Source organism: Butyrivibrio sp. M55 (assembly GCF_900116865.1).
GTDB lineage: Bacteria > Bacillota > Clostridia > Lachnospirales > Lachnospiraceae > Butyrivibrio.
Window position 1 is genome coordinate 92,076 of the sequence record NZ_FPCD01000004.1, and the last position, 17,110, is coordinate 109,185.

The window sequence follows — 17,110 nt, forward strand, 5'->3', positions numbered from 1 at the left end:
TATACTAACATGAAGTTTATGAAATAAAATGATTTACATTTGGAGGGTGAATAGATGTCAGATATTCAGAAAGTATATGATTTTTTAAATGACGCAGAGACTTATTATCTTGCAACCGTTGACGGAGATCAGCCAAGAGTAAGACCTTTCGGCACAGTTCTTTTGTCAGGTGATAAGCTTTACATTCAGACAGGTAAGGTAAAAGACGTTTCTAAGCAGCTTGCAGCAAATCCCAAGGCTGAGATCTGCGCATTTAAGGATGGCAGATGGATCCGTGTAGCCGGAGAGCTTATCAATGATGATTCTCACGATGTTAAGGTTGCAATGCTTGAGAAGATGCCTCAGCTTAACGGAATGTACAGCGCAGATGATGACAATATGCAGATGCTGTATTTCAAGAATGCGACAGCAACTATTAGCTCATTTACTGAGGCTCCTGTAACAATCAAATTTTGATGAATAATTCTATTGAATAAAAAATAGCTGTTTTCAAGACTTAGTCATTTGAAAACAGCTATTTTTATTTTTGCTATTTAGTTTGCAAGTGCCTGCTCTACTGCGATTGCGAGCTGGTCGGCGCATGAAGTGCCTTTTCCGTTGCAGTCGTTTCCTTTTAAGATGGCAACAGCTTTTTCTGCGTCCATTCCTTCAAGAAGTTTGCCAACGGCAACTGTGTTGCCGGGACATCCGCCTGTGAATTTCACGTTGTGAAGCTTGCCGTCTTCGATATCAAAATCGACCTTTTTTGCACAGACACCGCGAGTCTGGTATGAATAATTCTGCATAATAGAAATCTCCTTTTTCTGATATGGATATTCTACATTTTACATAAAAAATATCAAGTACCGAAATTTCTAAAAATGCGGTATCATATAAAATGATAGTTAACGTTTTGTTTTTTTGAATGGAGGAAAAAATGGGATTGATCGGTAGTCTTATATTGGGAGCTGTTGCAGGTTTTATTGCGAGCAAGATCATGAATGAATCTTCGGGAACTCTTAAGAACATAATTCTTGGAGTAGTCGGTGGATTTGTCGGAGGATTCGTATTCGGACTTCTCGATTTAAATGCAAATGGTCTCATCGGAAGACTTTTGATATCCGTTGTAGGTGCTTGCATCTGCATTTGGGGCGGAAGAAAGCTGTTCTAAAAAATCATTTTTGGTGGTCGTGGCTTAGTTGCTATGGCCACTAACATTATATGTAAAAGGGAAGCGGTTTAGATTATGAATCATGCGATTTTTTTGGCCGGGGGGACCGGTACCAGGACTGAATCAGATGTACCAAAACAGTATGTGCGTGCAGGCGGATATATGATGGCAACTTATGCCATAAAGCCGCTTCTTGAGTGCAAGCACATCGATGACGTATATGTGGTTGCAGGAGATGATTGGACAAAAGAGATTGTGGCCGATGCCGAGAAGGCCGGTCTTAATGTGAAGAAGATAAAAGGCTTTGCCATGCCGGGGGTAAACAGGCAGGCGTCGATATTAAGCGGAATGACTGCAATTCTTCGCGATATCTCAAAGAAGGAGAATATTGAGGATGTTTCCGACAAGGATACGGTGCTTGTTCATGATGCAGCAAGACCTTTTCTTGATGTGAAACTTTTAGATGACTGCTACGGAGCAATTTCAGGTCATGACGGTGTTATGCCTGTTATTTCCATGAAAGATACGGTTTATCTTAGTGAGAACGGTAAGACGGTCTCAAAGCTTCTTGACAGGCAGAAAGTATACGCAGGTCAGGCGCCTGAGCTTTTTAAATATAAAAAATACTATGAGGCAAATGTGATTCTTTTGCCCGATAAGATCTTTTCCATAAATGGTGCGACGGAACCGGCGATCATTGCGGGAATGGACATTGCAATGATTCACGGAAACGAAGCGAATTTCAAAGTGACAACAGCGTCAGACCTTGACAGGTTTAAGCAGCTTAAGGAGGAAAAGCAGTAATGTCGAAGGCATGGGTACTGCATGACATAGGAGATATCAGAAATGAGGAGGTGGAGATACCTTCTCCCGGCGATAACGAAGTTCTTGTTAAAGTCATGGCCGTTGGAATATGTGGTTCAGACGTGCCGCGTGTCTATGAGACCGGCGCGCATAAGATGCCGCTTATTCCAGGACATGAGTTTTCGGGAGTTGTCGTAAAGACAGGTGCGAATGTTTCTTCGGAGCTTGAGGGAATGAGAGCTGCTGTTTCGCCTAAGATTCCTTGCAGGAAATGCGAGATGTGCGCAAAGGGAGAGACAGATCTTTGCCTTAACTATGACTATACCGGCTCAAGACGAGACGGAGCTTTTGCGGAATATGTGTGTGTTCCTGTGGATAACCTTATAGAGCTTGTGGATAACATCTCTTTTGAAGAGGGAGCTATGATAGAACCGCTTGCCGTTGCTGCCAATGCGGTGAGAACGGGCTGCGCCGGAATTGATCCTTCAGATTGCGAAGTTAAGATTGCGGTTTGCGGAATGGGAACGATAGGGCTCATGGTTGTTATGCTTTTGATGGATATGGGATTTTCGAATCTCTATGTTATCGGAAACAAGGACAGTCATAGGGAGAAGGCGCTTGATCTTGGAATTGCTTCGGAGCATTACTGCGATGTCAGAACTACAGACCCTGTCGCATGGCTTAAAGAGAAGACAAACGGAGTTTCTGTTTATTTTGAGTGCGTCGGAAGTAACGAAAGTATCAGATACGGACTTGAAGCGGGAGCGCCGAAATCGAGGCAGGTTCTGGTCGGTAACCCAAGGGGCGATATGTCTTTTTCCAGAAATACCTATTGGGAAATCTTGAGAAAGCAGATGCGTCTTATGGGAATATGGAATTCTTCATATAGGAAAGATGCGGCTGAATGCGGCGTGGACACTGCACAGAGTGGCAAAGATGCTTTCGGTGCAGATACAGAGCAGATTGACGACTGGCATTACGTGCTAAGAAGATTGGAAGCAGGCGGAATCAAGCCTTCTAAGCTTATTACGCATAGGTTCTTGCTTGAAGACCTTAATAAAGGGCTTGACATTATGCGCAATAAGACGGAAGATTATTGCAAGATTATGATTTATCCTAACGGATTATAAAAGAAGAAATTTGGAAAGGAGCGAACGAATGTCCTGGAAAACAGTTAATATTCAATTGATGAATGGATGCATTTTTGCTGTTTACGGGGATAGTGCGCTCTTTTTTAGGTGAATTTGCAAAGTTTGAAGGACTTTAACTGCAAAATAAGAACGTGTTATCTCCGAAATCTTTTTAGTTACCAAAAAAGATGAGGAGATTTTTTTATGAATAAATTTAGTATAAAGACAGCAAAAAGACAGATAGGAAAATTATATTTATTAGACAGTGTGGGGAGTCTCATGATCGCCGGAGCGTCGTGGGTTGCACTTCTTGCGGCGAGAGGATTTACAACTGCGGAAATCGGTTTGTTCGAGAGTATATTTCATGTTGCAAGCATGATTTTCGAAGTTCCGTCGGGGGCTGTGGCAGATGTGTTCGGAAGAAAGAAGACGATGATCGCGAGCAGCGTAGTGTCTGTACTTGCGGCTCTCATGATGATCTTTTCAAATTCATTTTTATTTATTGCTGTTGCGATGGTTGTGAGTGCGCTCAGTTATAATCTTGCGTCGGGAACCAGAGAAGCACTTGCTTATGACTCGCTGAAAGAGGCGGGGATTGAAGGCGAGTATGATAAGTTTGCATCTAACGATCTTGTCATATATCAGGTCACAAGCTCGCTTGCAAAGATTCTTGCGGGAGCTGCGCTGGCGCTTGGATATAGAAAGGCGTACGCTGTGGATGTTCTTGTGGGATTGATCGCAATCGGAATTGCGGCGTCTCTGCGAGAGGTTCGCACTGAACTTAGTGAAGAGAAGAGCGTTAAGAAACGCTTTGCGGAAGTTGCAAGAGAGAGCTTTCTTTTTCTTAAGAATAACTCAAGAGTCAGGCTGATTATTATCTTTAATGCGGCTATAGGTGCGGTTTCGATACTTGTTCTTTTCTTCCTGCAGGCAAGACTTCCCGAGATGGGAATCTCAAATGTGTTTCTTGGTCCTGCACTTTTTGCCATGGGCGTTGGTGCCGCTGTGGGAGCGAAGACTGTCGAGTACATAAAGCCTTCGCGATACAGATATATTGGAGTTATAAGCTTGTTGTGTGTGTGTTTTGCATTTGCAATGGCATTTTCCGGAAACATTATTTTAGCCGTTATCGGCGGATTTGTCGGCGCTTTCGGAGACAATTATATTGAAGTGCGAACCGACGTCATGCTCAACAATATGATTCCCTCCGAACAGCGCGCAACACTCATGTCCGTGAACTCTTTTGTGTTCTCTGTGGTCATGATAATCCTGTCGCCGATATTCGGAGCGTTGTTTATGCTGTAAGTGGCGCGGGAAGCGATTATTACGGTTCATGCTGTAAGTGACAGGGTGAGCGATGCTAACAGTTCATGCGTAAGTGACGGGCGTTGTTCAGGTTGTAGGAGCCCAGGTGTGGAAAATCAGCTGTAGAAGAAGTGTGAGAGCGGAAAAATAGCAGCGGGCATGACTTTTTTGAATGAAACGACTCGAAAAAGTCATGGAAAATCCGTTGTAGAAGAAGCATGAGAGCGAAAAAATAGCAGCGGGCATGACTTTTTTGAATGAAACTGCTCGAAAAGGTCATGGAAAATCAGCTGTAGAAGAAGCATGAGAGCGAAAAAATAGCAGCGGGCATGACTTTTTTGAATGAAACTGCTCGAAAAAGTCATGGAAAGTCCGATGGAGGAGAAGCATGAGGGTGGAAAAATAGCAGTGGGCATGACTTTTTGGGATGAAATAGTTTGAAAAAGTCATATATGTCCATAGGCGGAAGTAAAAAAATGAGTATTAGTAATCAATGCTATGGTCCTGCAAGCATTTTTTGTTTTCTTGAACCATGCCGAAGCGAAAAAACAGAAGAGAAAAAGTCAGAAACAGAGCAAGCTGTATAGTCCTGCAAGCGTTTTTTTTGTTTTCTTGGACCATGCCGAAGTGAAAAAACAGAAGAGAAAAGGTCAGAAATAACGCATGTTGTATAGTCCTGAAAGTATTTTTTGGCTTCCTAGACCATGCGATGCGAAAAATAAGTGAAAAGTAGAAGCGAAAAACAAAAGAATCACAGTAAAAAGTATGACCCTGCAGGCAATTCCGGCTTGCAGGGTCATAGTAGTATAAGAATAAGTGAAATGCTTCAATGCATTACAGATTCAATTTCAGCAAAGCGGTTCTCTTGGCTCGGTGTCGTGTATGTTTGAATAGACGATACCGCTGTGCACGGTGGGCTCAACGCCTCCGTCTTTGAAGAGGTCGCTTATATTTACAAATTCATAACCCTGAGTGAGAAGCTCCGGGATCACGATGTCGAGGGCTTTGACGGTTTCAACATTTCCTGTGTAATCATGCATAAGGATGATCGAACCGTCGCAGGCCTGAGACAATATCTTTTCAGCACGCTCTTTGGCAAGAATGCTGTCTTCCCAGTCTTCGCCGTGAATTCCGCATATAAACGGAAGATCTATGCAATCGTACATGGTTTGGCTCACATCTATGAACGGAGGTCTGAAAAAACGCGGCTTATATCCGGCAATTCGCTCAATTTCCTTGTCGGTATATTCAAGCTCTGCGCGTACTTCGTCTGCCGTAAATGTCTGCATGTGAGAATGCGTCTTTGAGTGATTGCAGATCTCGCAACCGTGCGCGATACACTCTCTGACAATCTTTTCCGATTCATCGGTTATGTTGTCAGCAATCAGGAAAAAAGATGCGACAACATTATACTTCTTGAGCTTTTCAAGAACCTGTGGTGTTGTGACGGTGCTCGGGCCGTCATCAAAAGTTAATGCTATTTTCTTACCCATAATTTCTAATCCCCATTTGTAATTATTAATCCTATTCTACTCATTTTTTTGTCCATTTGCACGTCATCCTTGCTTGAAATCAGTTTTTCCTTGTTGCAATGAAATATGTGATATATCTGATTATCATCATGAAACCAAATGTACAGGAAAGATAGCGGTTAAGCTCATCTTGCTTGAGGATAAATGCGATGAGCGATCCGATTGCTGCAATGATGATTGCGGCGTATCCGGTGTAAGACCAGCTGAGCATACTTATGTATTTATTGCGCTCGTCCCCAATTTCTACATCGACTTTTTCGCGGTATTCAGCGTCTTTTTCGTACTTTGTCCATCTGAAAACCTGGAGCGCACCGACTGCGATAAGACCTCCGCCTAAGCCGGAAAACATTGTGCCGTCGATTATGTCTAAGACAGAGAGAATCATGAGAACACCCCCAAGCACAATCCAGAAAATACTCAATGCAAATCTAAATTTATTGTTATACATACTATTCGTCCTCCTCAAAAATAAATATTTCTTCAATCGTCATCTCAAAGAACTTGGCGAGCTTATGCGCCAGCATTATCGAAGGGTTATATCTTCCGTTCTCAAGAGAACTGATAGTCTGGCGGGAAACCCCCATTGCTTTGGCTAGTTCTTCCTGACGAAGATTCTTTTCGTTTCTGATTTCTTCTATTCGATTTTTCAAAAGAATCCTCCTTTCACAGAATAATTCTTGAAAAAAATTGGCACCTACGTAAAGTTCACTTTACATTTTCAAAATACCACTCGTGTACATTAATGTCAAGCACGCTTTACATAGCTTTTTTGTAAATGCTTTGCGATGTGGTATATTAAATAGAGAATTAAACATACACATCCCGTGTTCCGGCAAGACACGGGAGTTTAGATTTGGTAACCGGCAACATCAATTCTAAAACAGGGTAGGAGACGGATTATTATGATTACGAATGATAAGGGACTTGTAGGATTTAAGCACAGGATCATGGAAGAAGTCTGCAGACTTGCGTGGAACGATGAGCTCGACGAGGAACACAAAGACCGGCTTGTTTATAAGCTTGCACCGGGGCCAAAGCCTGTATACAGGTGCTGCGTGTATAAAGAGCGTGAGATTGTGCGCCAGAGAATACGTCTTGCTTGCGGTCTTAGCACAACATACAATGAGGGGTCAAAAAATATCGTGCAGGTAATTGACCCGGCATGTGACGAGTGCCCTATTCATGCTTTTTCCGTAACTGATAATTGCCGTTTCTGCATGGGTAAAGCCTGTCTTAATTCATGTAAATTTGATGCGATACATCCCGGAGACGTAAGGATGCACATTGATTCCGCAAAGTGTAAAGAGTGTGGAATGTGTGCAGGTGCCTGCCCGTACGGTGCTATCGTTCATCTCGAGCGCCCTTGCCACAAGGCTTGTCCTGTCGGCGCTATTACTTATGATGAGAATGGATATTGTAAGATTGATGAGAGCAAGTGCATTCAGTGCGGCCATTGCATCCACAACTGTCCGTTCGGAGCGATCGGATCCAAGACATTCCTTGTTCAGATAATAGAAGCAATTAAGTCGGGAAAAGAAGTCATAGCAATGTGCGCGCCTGCTACCGAAGGCCAGTTTGGCGATGATATTTCCATGGCTGCGGTAAAAAATGCACTTATAAAACTTGGTTTTTCAGATATGGTTGAAGTAGGTCTCGGCGGCGATATGACAGCTGCTTATGAGTCAAAAGAGTGGGCAGAAGCTTACGCAGAGGGCAAAAAAATGACGACTTCATGCTGCCCTGCGTTTATCAACATGCTGAAAAAACACTTCCCCGAGCAGTTTGAAAACAACATGTCATCAACAGTTTCGCCTATGTGTGCGATATCAAGGTATCTCAAGGCAACTCGCCCCGGATGCGTTACTGTATTTGTGGGACCTTGCATTGCCAAGAAGTCTGAGGCAATTGATGAGAGTGTTCCGGATAATGCAGATTATGTAGTAACCTACGGAGAGCTTCGCGCTCTTATGAGGTCAAAAGATATAGATTTCGAGCCCGTAACAGATGAGTATCAGGAGTCTTCCATCTGGGGCAAACGCTTTGCGACAAGCGGCGGTGTTGCCAATGCGGTTATTGAGTGTATGAAAGAGAGAGGCGAAGATGTAAGCAATATCAAACTTCACCGTGTTGCCGGTGGCAATGAGTGTAAAAAAGCTCTCTTACTTCTTAAAGCAGGACGACTTCCCGAGGACTTCATCGAAGGAATGGTATGTCCCGGAGGCTGCGTAGGTGGTCCGTCAAAACACAAGACGGAAGTCGAGATTACAAAGGCAAGAGAATCTCTTCTTTCAAAAGCAGATGACAGAAAAGTATTAGATAATCTCAAGAAATATCCTATGGATAAATTCTCAATGCATAGAGACGGCAAAAAAATAGACCTTCCGGATTAACGGAAGGCCATTTTTTTATATCATAGGAAATTGTTTTTACTCAGCAGTTGCTTGTGAGTCTGTGTCGTTTTTTATGACAAGCTTGTCAATATTGAGCGCGCTTGACGAAAATACAGTCTTTACGATCCACACAAGGAGCACAAATACAAGCAAAGGAATCACGCATGCCGTTACGATCATTACTGCGAGTGATTCAAGCATGTTCTTTAAGAAATTCGAGACCTTGTCGATCGTGTCGGTGGTTATCGTGCTGAGTTCGCTAAGGAGCCCTGAATCGGATTCGCCTTCAAGATTGAGATCGCTGTATTCTTCAATCGTGGACTCAACCTTTGCTGACTGAGTCTGATAAACTTTGTCGGAAAGCCAGATGCTTGAAGGAACAAGAAGGAATATGACAATTCCAACGATGCCGATTCTTGCGGCCATGTCTGACAAGCTCTTTTTCTTAAGTAATATAGCTCCGCTTAGAAGCAGGCACGCAGCCGGAATAAGCACGGAAAATGAAACATAACCGGTCAGCGTTATCATGAACTTCTCAAGGTACAGAGCACTTAATATCAAGAGAAAATATGAAGCAAGATCTGCAAGCTGTTCTGAAATAGGTGTGCACAGATCGCCCGGAAGAAGTGACAGTGTTGCGGATGCCGCAGCTGCGCCTCCTGAGAGCTTCATTACTGTTGCAATCTTTGCGTCGGTCTGTTCGATTGAATGCTTGTGATTTGCGGGATTAGCCGCTGTAGGAGCAATCTTTGTAAGTGATATAACTGCGATGAGCAGCAGTATTACTATTGTTGTTATCTTTTTTAAATTCATCCGTTTCATCCCCTTTATTTTATTTCAATCTGGTACTTTGATGCCTCGGGTAAGCTGTTTACAAAGTTTTCTATGATGGTCTTTGCCTGTGCATCGGACTTTTCGAGAATCCCGTTTGCCAGCGCTTTTTCTTTTGCGGCAGCTTCGAATTTGGCGAGCGAAGTGTTGTAATCCTCAAGCTTTAAAGGGTTCCACAAAGAGTCTTTTTCCGAATAGATCTTAAAGGTATCTTTGTCGATGTTTACGGAAAAAATCTCAGAGTCGGGAATGTCGATCGTGATAGTCTTGGCGTCGTCATCCTTGCTGATTGCTATCTTCTCGAAGTCGACTCCTGCAGTGACAGCACCGTCATAACTGTATAAAAACTCGGACGAAGAAGTGATGAACTTCATTATCGTTTTTTCTTTGGTATATTTTTCAACCTGAGTGAAGTAATATTCCTGCGTTATCAGAGTTCCCATGTTCGCGATTCCTTCGCGGATCGTCTCGGTATTCACCGTTACGATGACCTTGGCGGGGCTCTTTTTTACAGTGCTTTCCGTTGCAGCTATATCAGCGAGACTTGGCTCGGAGTTTGCGTTTTTCTTGTAATCGGTCAAAAGAACCAGCATAGTGATCACAGCGATCAAGATCACAACTATGTACAGGTAGTTTTTATTTTTTTTGAAAAATTCCATACGTAATCCTCCGTTATATTGCATCTGCGGCCTTTGGGCGGTCGCATCATTTTTTTCATAAAAAGAAAATATGCAATTCAATTTTATCATTTAGTGACCAAAAGATACAGTGACAGCAAAATTGTCAGCATTTGGTATAAGCGAATGTGCTTGTGGGTTATAAAAGATTGAGTTAAAATGATGCGGTTGGAAATTTGAATTTTATCCGGAAGGAAAGATAGTTAAAATGAGCGTTTGGATAGTAATGCAGCAGATGGGGATGATAGCAATCCTTGTTTCTGTCGGAGTGTATCTTTATAAGAAAAATATTGTAGACAATACGGTATCAAAGCAGCTGTCGGTGATTGTCATGGATATATGCAATCCCGCGCTTATACTGGCTTCAATCCTTACCGGAAATGTTGATATAAGTCATAAAGTTCTTTTGGAAGCGGTGCTTTTAGGTGTTGTATATTATGCGTTTCTTATGGTGTTCGGAGCTCTTTTGCCCGTAATACTCGGAGTAGTTAAGGAAAAAAGAAGATTCTACAATCTGATGGTTGTCTATACAAATGTAGGTTTCATCGGAATTCCAGTTGCTAAGGCAATCCTTCCCGCAAAAGCTATCATCTACGTTATCGTGTGCAATATCATGTACAGCCTTCTTTTTTACACACACGGAATTACTGTTCTCAGTAATGGAAAAGAGAAGATGAGTTTGAAAAAAGCTATGAGCCCCGGAACTATAATGGCGCTCCTTAGCCTTGTTGTGTGCTGGTTTAAGATCACACCGCCGCCGATCGTGACAAACAGCGTGAGTTACATCGGTAATGCGACGGTCTTTTTGTCTATGTCGCTTCTCGGCGTTTCTATAGCAAGATTCGGAGTCAAAAACGGATTCAAGGATCTTAAGATATGGGGATATATCGCGCTTAGAATGGTGCTTCTTCCCATTGCAATGTTCTTTGTTTTGAGAGGAATAGGTTGCGATGACGTGACAGTGCTTGGATTCTGCCTTATGGCGACAATGCCTGTCGGAAATCTTCCTCTTATCCAGTCTGAAAAGATCGGTGAGGATACCGAGATATTGTCGGGAGCCATTACGGTTACGACGATTGTATCAATGGTAACCATCACGGCTTTGATGATTCTTTTTACCACAATCTGATGGTGAAATTTGGCGTAGTATCGCGCTTGTGATTAATCAAATTTTTGGGCGAATTTAATAAAAACTTAATGAATTACCGTTTACAAAATAATTATTATTACGAACAAAATGGTATGATAGGATATATACCTTTTTTATGGTCAATCAGTTTGTGAAGTAGTCATTTCTTCAGTTTGCGCGTAAGGAGGCTGGAAATGAAAAAGATTAACGACTTAAAGATCTATATGAAGATGAGTCTTGTAATAGGTCTTGTGATCATGATCGGACTTGGAGCCATCTACGGTATAATTAATTCTCGTACCAGATCTATTATGAGGAATCAGACGGAAGTGCGCCTTTCTGAACTTACTGAGGGACGTGCCGTTGTAATTGAGCAATACTTTTCGGATTTGCAAAGATACAGTGATACATTTGCAAGGCTGCCGGAAGTAGTCAAGATGATGCAGAATGTGAATGATTCCGCCATTCAGAAAGATGTTCAGAGTGTTCTTGAAAGCTATGTGTCAACCCGTCCCGACATAGAGAGTATGTATGTTGCGGATGATGATACAAAGGTATTCGTGCACACAGATCCTTCCTTTAACGGACAGATAGCAAATGCTGAGATGGCTGGATTTGCACAGACGATAGAAGAAGCCGGAGGTTCTTTTGTTGCGGGTATTGTTCTTTCACCTGCAACCAATACCAATGTTGCCATGGTTTTTTCAAATGTTCATGACGCGTCAGGAGCACCTATAGGCTATGTAGGAGCGTGTACATATGTTGAAGAGCTTCAGAACAAGGTAGTCGGAATGAGCTGCGAAGGCCTTGAACAGGCTGAGATGTATCTTATAGGTACGCGTGAGAATACATACGTATTTGCACCGGATCCGGCCCTCCTTGGAGTAGCGGTTGAAGACGAGGCGCAATTGGATGCACTTGGAAAAACGGCCGAAAGTTCGTCCGGATTCTTCACATATAATGAGAAGGACCACGGAAAGATGACCCTGTCATATAGAAATATTCCTGCTCTGGGACTTGCTTTCATTATAGAAGACCCCGAGAAGGATTTTATGAGTTCGATAAATTCGCTTAGTAGTTCTATCTTGATTCTGACAATCATAGTATTTGCGATATCACTTGTTGCCGTTGTTCTGATCGCAAAGGCTATATCAAAGGATATTACAGGTGTTACGAACGTAATCACAGACCTTGGAACATTGGATATTACCAAGACGCAGGCGCTTGATAAATATAAAGGAAGAAGTGATGAGGTCGGACTTATCGCGGATGCAACGAAGAAGTTGTCGGGTGCTGTGGAAAAGACAATCAGATCGCTTCGTCAGCTATCGGGAGATCTTCAGGACGGCTCCGGAAAGCTTCGTGAGAATTCCGAGTCAACGCTTGAATCCATCGGCCAGGTAGATGTTGCAGTTCACGACATTGCCCAAAGTGCAACAAATCAGTCTGATGAGACCAAGAATGCTACCGATTCCGTAAAAGAGATCGGAGTTATGGTTGAAGAGACCAAGGAAAAGACAATGCAGCTTAAAGAAACTTCGCAGTCCATGCAGGATTCTTCCAAGAAAGCGGGAGAGATTCTCAGAGAGCTTGGCGAAGTCAATGAAAAGACCAAGGCTGCCGTTGATGCGATGTATGAGCAGACTGCACAGACAAGCCACTCTGCTGATCAGATTTCAAAGGCTTCCGAGCTTATTGCATCTATCGCTACCCAGACCAATCTTTTGTCTCTTAATGCTTCTATCGAGGCTGCGAGAGCAGGAGATGCGGGAAGAGGATTCGCGGTTGTTGCAGGCGAGATTGGATCACTTGCTTCTCAGACTGCTGATACGACCAAGGAGATCAATGACATTATCCAGCAGCTTATTGATAATTCAAAGAGATCTATAGAAGCTATGGATGAGGTTAAGAAAATCATCGACATGCAGAACGAGTATGTTCAGCAGACGAAGGAAATCTTCGGCTCGGTTGAGGGCGAGATAACCAATAACCTTGAAAGCATCGATGAGATTTCTTCGACGGTACAAAGACTCGATGATGTCCGCAGCAGTGTTGTAAGTGTAGTAGAATCTCTTTCAAGTATTGCTGAGACAAATGCGGCTACAACGCAGGAAACAAGCGCATCGACTTCTGTTGTAAGCAATATGATGGAAGAAGTATCGACTATCGCTTCGCAGATCTCGGATATTGCCGACGGAGTCAAGAAAGATATTGATGTATTCAAGATTTCTGAATGACAATCTCGTGAATATGATATAGAATTATGTGTGAGCGGTAACAAATAGGTTCGTTACCGCTCATTTATTTAATTGATATATTAGTTTTTTGAGGAGGTTTGCGAAATGAAAGTATTACTTATAAATGGAAGCAGAAGAGCTAAGGGATGCACATTCACAGCTTTGTCTGAAATCGAAAAAGAACTTAATAAAAGAGATATAGAGACAGAAATTTATAACGCGGGAGCAAAGGTATTTAAAGGCGAAGTGGACCTGGCAGTGCAGGAAGCAACTGAGATAATAAAGGGCGTTGACGGTATCGTCATTGGCTCACCTGTTTACTATGCAAGTCCTACGGGCGAGATTCTCATGTTCCTCGACAGATTGTTCTGGTCAGCTGAGGAGTATCTCAGATTCAAACCTGCAGCAACAATCGCATCGGCAAGAAGAGCGGGAACAACAGCAACACTTGACGTTCTTAACAAGTATCCTCTTTTTGCAAATATGCCTCTTATTGCATCAAGATACTGGAACATGGTTCACGGCGGAAAGCCCGAAGAGGTTCTTCGCGACACCGAAGGACTTCAGATCATGCGTACCCTCGGAAAAAATATGGCGTGGGTACTTAAGAGTATCGAAGCAGGCAAGAATGCAGGTGTTGAGCAGCCTGTTGCCGAAGATAAGGTATTTACAAACTTTATCAGATAAGAGGCTTAGGTTGATATGAAGAACAATGAGAAAACAAATGTAATGAGAGTTCTTGACGGCAAGAAGATTGCTTACGAGAGCCATTCGTATGAGCCCGACCAGACGCTTACAGGCGCTGAGATTGCGGGAATACTGGGCGAAGATCCTTCGAGAGTTTTCAAGACTCTTGTGACCAGGGGAAAGACCGGGCAGTGCTACGTCTTTGTAGTCCCCGTCGAAGCCGAGCTTGACCTCAAGAAAGCCGCCAAGGCAGCAGGCGAGAAGTCAGTCGAGATGATCAAGCAAAAAGAGCTTCTTCCGCTCACAGGCTACATCCACGGCGGATGTTCGCCCATCGGTATGAAGAAAGCCTTTACGACTTTTATACACCAAACCGCGCAGGACGGCGAAAAGATCTTTGTCAGCGCAGGTAAGGTTGGATGCCAGATTGAACTTGCACCCGCAGATCTGATGTCGGTGGTGCGTTGTACGCTTGCAGATATAATTGCGTGAAGATTACTGATTTTTAAAGGAAAATTGGACTCTTCGTTCTTGTCTCATAGATGGAACGAAGAGTCTTTTTTAATACGGGAGGATAATGTGAAAAAATACTTGTATATATTGAAGACTCAAATAATTAATAGCATGACCTACGAATTCAATGTTTATGGGAACATTATCATGCAGACGATCATTATGATCACATCAGCATATTTCTGGAAAGCTCTGTATAAGGATCAAGGTAGTGTAGGCGGCGTTGATGCGGAAAGCATGCTTACGTATATCATTATATCGTCGATGCTGTCAGTCCTACTCATTACAAATGTGGAAAAAAGAATTGAGATGAGTGTCGGAAAAGGCACTGTGGCTACAGACATGATGAAGCCCGTCAATTTATTTGGTGTATATTTCTCGGAAGATATTGGAAGTGTTCTGGCACTTATATTTCAAAATATGCTGCCGATTTTTATTATCGGATCTCTTTTAATAAAGGTTCCTGTGATGGCGGATGTTCATGACCTTCCGCTTTTTGTGATATCGGTTCTTGAGTCTTTTCTGATCAACTGGCTTATTGCGGCGTTGTTTGGAATGATAGCATTTAAAACGGTTAGCATCGATGCACTTATTCAAGTGAAAAAACATCTCATAAGATTATTGTCGGGAAGTATCATACCGATATGGTTTTTTCCGGCAGGGGTAGCGAAGGTTCTTTCGTCGCTTCCTTTTGTGTATATCTATCAGCTTCCGCTTAGTATCTACATCGGGAAAGGCGAAAGAGCAGAGCATATCGCAGGAATGCAGATTCAGTTTTTGTGGCTTGTGGCGCTTACGGTATTTTTCTTTTTTGCCCAGAAAAAGGTGACGCAAAAAGTCATGGTACAAGGCGGCTAAATGACAACAGGGAGGAGACAGAATATATGAAAAAAGTTTTTGATGAGCTTTGCCACTATCTGGACGTGACGTGGCACGTTATCAAAATGGCGATGATGACGATAGTGGAATATCCGTCCAATATAGCGGGATGGCTGATATCGAACCCGCTCCAGTTTATTATGGGATTCGCGATCATCAAATTTGTTGTGGAGTCATTTGGCGAGATAAATGGCTGGAACTATGGACAGTTGGCGTTCTTGTATGGCATTTCAGTCATATCTCATGCTCTTTCAATGATCTTTTTTGTACAGGGCTGGTTCATGGGATATTACGTGATACACGGCGAATTTGACAGGTATCTTACCAGACCGCTTGGGGTGCTGTACCAATTCTTTTTTACCAACATTAATGTCTTTGGAATTACCGATCTGATTCCGGGAATCTTAGTATTTATCTACGGTTGTGCCAAATGTGATATAAAGATTTCTTTGATTTTCGTTATACAGGTAGTTGTTTTGCTTATAGGCGCAACGCTGATAAGGGGAGGATTATATATCTTTTTGGGAAGTACTTCTTTTCATACGAGAAGTGTTGTCGACTTTGGACAGTATACGCAGGAGATCATGGATAAGACGACTATGTACCCGATATCAATGTATCCTGAAAGTATGCAGTTTATTCTGACATACCTGATTCCGATAGGATGGGTGTCTTTTTATCCGGTATCGTCGCTACTTGGAATAGAGGGCGGTGCTTATACGGGACTGATTGTTCCTTTTGTCACATTACTCGTTGGATTGGTGATGATGGCACTTTCCGGTGCTTACTTTACATTCGGACTTAAAAAATACGAAAGTGCAGGTAACTGATATGATAAAAGTTGAAAATTTGAGTAAGGATTATTTACTAAAGAAAAAAGAACCGGGACTTTCCGGAGCGTTGAAAGGACTTATAAAAACTGAGTACAAGACCATACATGCGGTTGACAATCTTTCTTTTAACATAGGAGAGGGAGAGATTGTCGGTTTCATCGGCCCCAACGGTGCGGGCAAGAGTACTACGATCAAGATGATGTCAGGTATTCTTACACCGACGAAGGGAAGCGTTTATATCGGCGGCGAAGATATTACCAAGCACAGAAAAGAAGTTGTGAAAAACATCGGTGTTGTTTTCGGGCAGAGATCGCAGCTTAATTGGGATCTTCGCCTCGGGGAGAGTTTTGAGCTTCTTAAGCATATTTATCGGATCGACCAAGCAGATTATGATAAGACGCTGGATGTTATGGATTCTATTCTTGGGATAAAAGAGCTTGTGGATAAGCCTGTGCGCCAGATGTCCCTCGGACAGCGCGTGAAGGGCGACCTAGTTGCGGCAATGCTCCACTCTCCGAAAGTTCTTTTCCTTGATGAGCCGACGATCGGACTTGATGTTTCTTCCAAATTTGCTCTAAGAACCTTTATAAAAGAGATCAATAAGATTAAAAAGACAACGGTCATACTCACAACGCATGACCTCGGCGACATACAGGAATTGTGTGAGCGCCTGATAATCATTAACCACGGCGTGATGATGGAGGACGGTAACCTTTCACAGATCATCGATAGAATCGCTCCATACAAAACTCTCGTTGTCGAATACTACGACGATGAAGCGCCTTCGCACGAGCGCTGTGAACTTATCGAGCACACCGATAATATCGCTAAATACAAATTTATGAAAAAAGAAACAACCGCCGCAGAAATCATCGCAGACCTCTCTAAGCAGAAGAACATCAAAGATGTCTCAATTGAGGAAGCCGGAATTGACGATATTATCAAGATTGCGTATGGCAGCTGATTGTGAAATAAATATTTTACCAAAAACTAAAATATTATGGTATAACATA

19 protein-coding genes are annotated in these 17,110 nt (G+C 42.7%); 13 read left to right on the plus strand and 6 right to left on the minus strand.

Annotation, left to right across the window (positions count from 1 at the left end; genetic code table 11):
• Positions 1 to 54 precede the first annotated feature (54 nt).
• Positions 55 to 456, plus strand: coding sequence for a pyridoxamine 5'-phosphate oxidase family protein (locus BM398_RS06345; protein ID WP_330390556.1), 402 nt, complete (start codon positions 55 to 57; stop codon positions 454 to 456).
• A gap of 77 nt (positions 457 to 533) precedes the next feature.
• Here the strand turns inward: BM398_RS06345 and BM398_RS06350 are convergent, their stop codons facing one another.
• A complete protein-coding gene (locus BM398_RS06350; protein ID WP_092336922.1) occupies positions 534 to 785 on the minus strand; it encodes a TIGR03905 family TSCPD domain-containing protein in 252 nt (83 codons plus the stop codon).
• A 131-nt stretch (positions 786 to 916) separates the two neighbouring features.
• Between BM398_RS06350 and BM398_RS06355 the strand changes: the two genes are divergently transcribed.
• From BM398_RS06355 to BM398_RS06370, 4 genes are all read left to right on the plus strand, one after another.
• A complete protein-coding gene (locus BM398_RS06355) occupies positions 917 to 1,150 on the plus strand; it encodes a GlsB/YeaQ/YmgE family stress response membrane protein (protein WP_026656002.1) in 234 nt (77 codons plus the stop codon).
• 75 nt (positions 1,151 to 1,225) lie between these two features.
• The gene (locus BM398_RS06360; RefSeq protein ID WP_092336923.1) at positions 1,226 to 1,954 is read left to right on the plus strand and encodes a 2-C-methyl-D-erythritol 4-phosphate cytidylyltransferase; all 729 of its coding nucleotides are present in this window, start codon (positions 1,226 to 1,228) and stop codon (positions 1,952 to 1,954) included.
• Positions 1,954 to 3,084: a galactitol-1-phosphate 5-dehydrogenase gene (locus BM398_RS06365; protein ID WP_092336924.1), complete on the plus strand. Its 1,131-nt coding sequence runs from the start codon at positions 1,954 to 1,956 to the stop codon at positions 3,082 to 3,084. The genes BM398_RS06360 and BM398_RS06365 overlap by 1 nt, the downstream gene beginning before the upstream one ends.
• Positions 3,085 to 3,288: 204 nt before the next feature.
• A complete protein-coding gene (locus BM398_RS06370) occupies positions 3,289 to 4,389 on the plus strand; it encodes an MFS transporter (protein WP_092336925.1) in 1,101 nt (366 codons plus the stop codon).
• Between the two features lie 848 nt (positions 4,390 to 5,237).
• Here BM398_RS06370 and BM398_RS06375 read toward each other — a convergent pair.
• From BM398_RS06375 to BM398_RS06385, 3 genes are all read right to left on the minus strand, one after another.
• Positions 5,238 to 5,882 (minus strand): polysaccharide deacetylase family protein, encoded by a 645-nt coding sequence (locus BM398_RS06375; protein ID WP_242949768.1) that lies wholly within the window; start codon positions 5,880 to 5,882, stop codon positions 5,238 to 5,240.
• A 79-nt stretch (positions 5,883 to 5,961) separates the two neighbouring features.
• Complete coding sequence (locus BM398_RS06380; RefSeq protein WP_092336927.1) at positions 5,962 to 6,369, minus strand: hypothetical protein; 408 nt, start codon at positions 6,367 to 6,369, stop codon at positions 5,962 to 5,964.
• 1 nt (position 6,370) lies between these two features.
• Positions 6,371 to 6,571, minus strand: a complete 201-nt coding sequence (locus BM398_RS06385; RefSeq protein WP_027208449.1) for a helix-turn-helix transcriptional regulator — start codon at positions 6,569 to 6,571, stop codon at positions 6,371 to 6,373.
• Positions 6,572 to 6,823: 252 nt separating this feature from the next.
• Here BM398_RS06385 and BM398_RS06390 point away from each other — a divergent pair, with 252 nt between their 5' ends.
• Positions 6,824 to 8,311: a 4Fe-4S dicluster domain-containing protein gene (locus tag BM398_RS06390; RefSeq protein ID WP_092336928.1), complete on the plus strand. Its 1,488-nt coding sequence runs from the start codon at positions 6,824 to 6,826 to the stop codon at positions 8,309 to 8,311.
• A gap of 36 nt (positions 8,312 to 8,347) precedes the next feature.
• Here BM398_RS06390 and BM398_RS06395 read toward each other — a convergent pair whose 3' ends face one another.
• The gene (locus BM398_RS06395; protein WP_051199005.1) at positions 8,348 to 9,124 is read right to left on the minus strand and encodes a hypothetical protein; all 777 of its coding nucleotides are present in this window, start codon (positions 9,122 to 9,124) and stop codon (positions 8,348 to 8,350) included.
• A gap of 14 nt (positions 9,125 to 9,138) precedes the next feature.
• Positions 9,139 to 9,801, minus strand: coding sequence for a DUF4230 domain-containing protein (locus BM398_RS06400; protein WP_175531867.1), 663 nt, complete (start codon positions 9,799 to 9,801; stop codon positions 9,139 to 9,141).
• 226 nt (positions 9,802 to 10,027) lie between these two features.
• Between BM398_RS06400 and BM398_RS06405 the strand changes: the two genes are divergently transcribed.
• From BM398_RS06405 to BM398_RS06435, 7 genes are all read left to right on the plus strand, one after another.
• Positions 10,028 to 10,948 (plus strand): AEC family transporter, encoded by a 921-nt coding sequence (locus BM398_RS06405; protein WP_092336930.1) that lies wholly within the window; start codon positions 10,028 to 10,030, stop codon positions 10,946 to 10,948.
• A 194-nt stretch (positions 10,949 to 11,142) separates the two neighbouring features.
• Entirely contained in the window at positions 11,143 to 13,185 is a 2,043-nt protein-coding gene (locus BM398_RS06410; RefSeq protein ID WP_092336931.1) for a methyl-accepting chemotaxis protein, read from the plus strand.
• Positions 13,186 to 13,290: 105 nt separating this feature from the next.
• Complete coding sequence (locus BM398_RS06415; RefSeq protein ID WP_092336932.1) at positions 13,291 to 13,872, plus strand: flavodoxin family protein; 582 nt, start codon at positions 13,291 to 13,293, stop codon at positions 13,870 to 13,872.
• 15 nt (positions 13,873 to 13,887) lie between these two features.
• Positions 13,888 to 14,364, plus strand: a complete 477-nt coding sequence (gene ybaK, locus BM398_RS06420; RefSeq protein WP_092336933.1) for a Cys-tRNA(Pro) deacylase — start codon at positions 13,888 to 13,890, stop codon at positions 14,362 to 14,364.
• Positions 14,365 to 14,451: 87 nt separating this feature from the next.
• Complete coding sequence (locus tag BM398_RS06425) at positions 14,452 to 15,243, plus strand: ABC transporter permease (RefSeq protein ID WP_092336934.1); 792 nt, start codon at positions 14,452 to 14,454, stop codon at positions 15,241 to 15,243.
• Between the two features lie 26 nt (positions 15,244 to 15,269).
• Positions 15,270 to 16,094 carry an ABC transporter permease gene (locus BM398_RS06430; protein ID WP_092336935.1) on the plus strand — a complete coding sequence of 275 codons (825 nt, stop codon included), beginning with the start codon at positions 15,270 to 15,272 and terminating at the stop codon, positions 16,092 to 16,094.
• A 1-nt stretch (position 16,095) separates the two neighbouring features.
• Entirely contained in the window at positions 16,096 to 17,061 is a 966-nt protein-coding gene (locus tag BM398_RS06435) for an ABC transporter ATP-binding protein (RefSeq protein WP_092336936.1), read from the plus strand.
• The last annotated feature ends 49 nt before the right edge of the window (positions 17,062 to 17,110 follow it).

What these genes read in the sequence shown, in the direction of transcription:
- BM398_RS06350 (WP_092336922.1), bottom strand. Translation starts at nt 785, where the DNA reads ATGCAGAATTATTCATACCAGACTCGCGGTGTCTGTGCAAAAAAGGTC.
- BM398_RS06370 (WP_092336925.1), top strand. Translation starts at nt 3,289, where the DNA reads ATGAATAAATTTAGTATAAAGACAGCAAAAAGACAGATAGGAAAATTA.
- ybaK (WP_092336933.1), top strand. Translation starts at nt 13,888, where the DNA reads ATGAAGAACAATGAGAAAACAAATGTAATGAGAGTTCTTGACGGCAAG.
- BM398_RS06375 (WP_242949768.1), bottom strand. Translation starts at nt 5,882, where the DNA reads ATGGGTAAGAAAATAGCATTAACTTTTGATGACGGCCCGAGCACCGTC.
- BM398_RS06380 (WP_092336927.1), bottom strand. Translation starts at nt 6,369, where the DNA reads ATGTATAACAATAAATTTAGATTTGCATTGAGTATTTTCTGGATTGTG.
- BM398_RS06390 (WP_092336928.1), top strand. Translation starts at nt 6,824, where the DNA reads ATGATTACGAATGATAAGGGACTTGTAGGATTTAAGCACAGGATCATG.
- BM398_RS06345 (WP_330390556.1), top strand. Translation starts at nt 55, where the DNA reads ATGTCAGATATTCAGAAAGTATATGATTTTTTAAATGACGCAGAGACT.
- BM398_RS06430 (WP_092336935.1), top strand. Translation starts at nt 15,270, where the DNA reads ATGAAAAAAGTTTTTGATGAGCTTTGCCACTATCTGGACGTGACGTGG.
- BM398_RS06355 (WP_026656002.1), top strand. Translation starts at nt 917, where the DNA reads ATGGGATTGATCGGTAGTCTTATATTGGGAGCTGTTGCAGGTTTTATT.
- BM398_RS06410 (WP_092336931.1), top strand. Translation starts at nt 11,143, where the DNA reads ATGAAAAAGATTAACGACTTAAAGATCTATATGAAGATGAGTCTTGTA.
- BM398_RS06435 (WP_092336936.1), top strand. Translation starts at nt 16,096, where the DNA reads ATGATAAAAGTTGAAAATTTGAGTAAGGATTATTTACTAAAGAAAAAA.
- BM398_RS06400 (WP_175531867.1), bottom strand. Translation starts at nt 9,801, where the DNA reads ATGGAATTTTTCAAAAAAAATAAAAACTACCTGTACATAGTTGTGATC.
- BM398_RS06405 (WP_092336930.1), top strand. Translation starts at nt 10,028, where the DNA reads ATGAGCGTTTGGATAGTAATGCAGCAGATGGGGATGATAGCAATCCTT.
- BM398_RS06360 (WP_092336923.1), top strand. Translation starts at nt 1,226, where the DNA reads ATGAATCATGCGATTTTTTTGGCCGGGGGGACCGGTACCAGGACTGAA.
- BM398_RS06415 (WP_092336932.1), top strand. Translation starts at nt 13,291, where the DNA reads ATGAAAGTATTACTTATAAATGGAAGCAGAAGAGCTAAGGGATGCACA.
- BM398_RS06395 (WP_051199005.1), bottom strand. Translation starts at nt 9,124, where the DNA reads ATGAATTTAAAAAAGATAACAACAATAGTAATACTGCTGCTCATCGCA.
- BM398_RS06365 (WP_092336924.1), top strand. Translation starts at nt 1,954, where the DNA reads ATGTCGAAGGCATGGGTACTGCATGACATAGGAGATATCAGAAATGAG.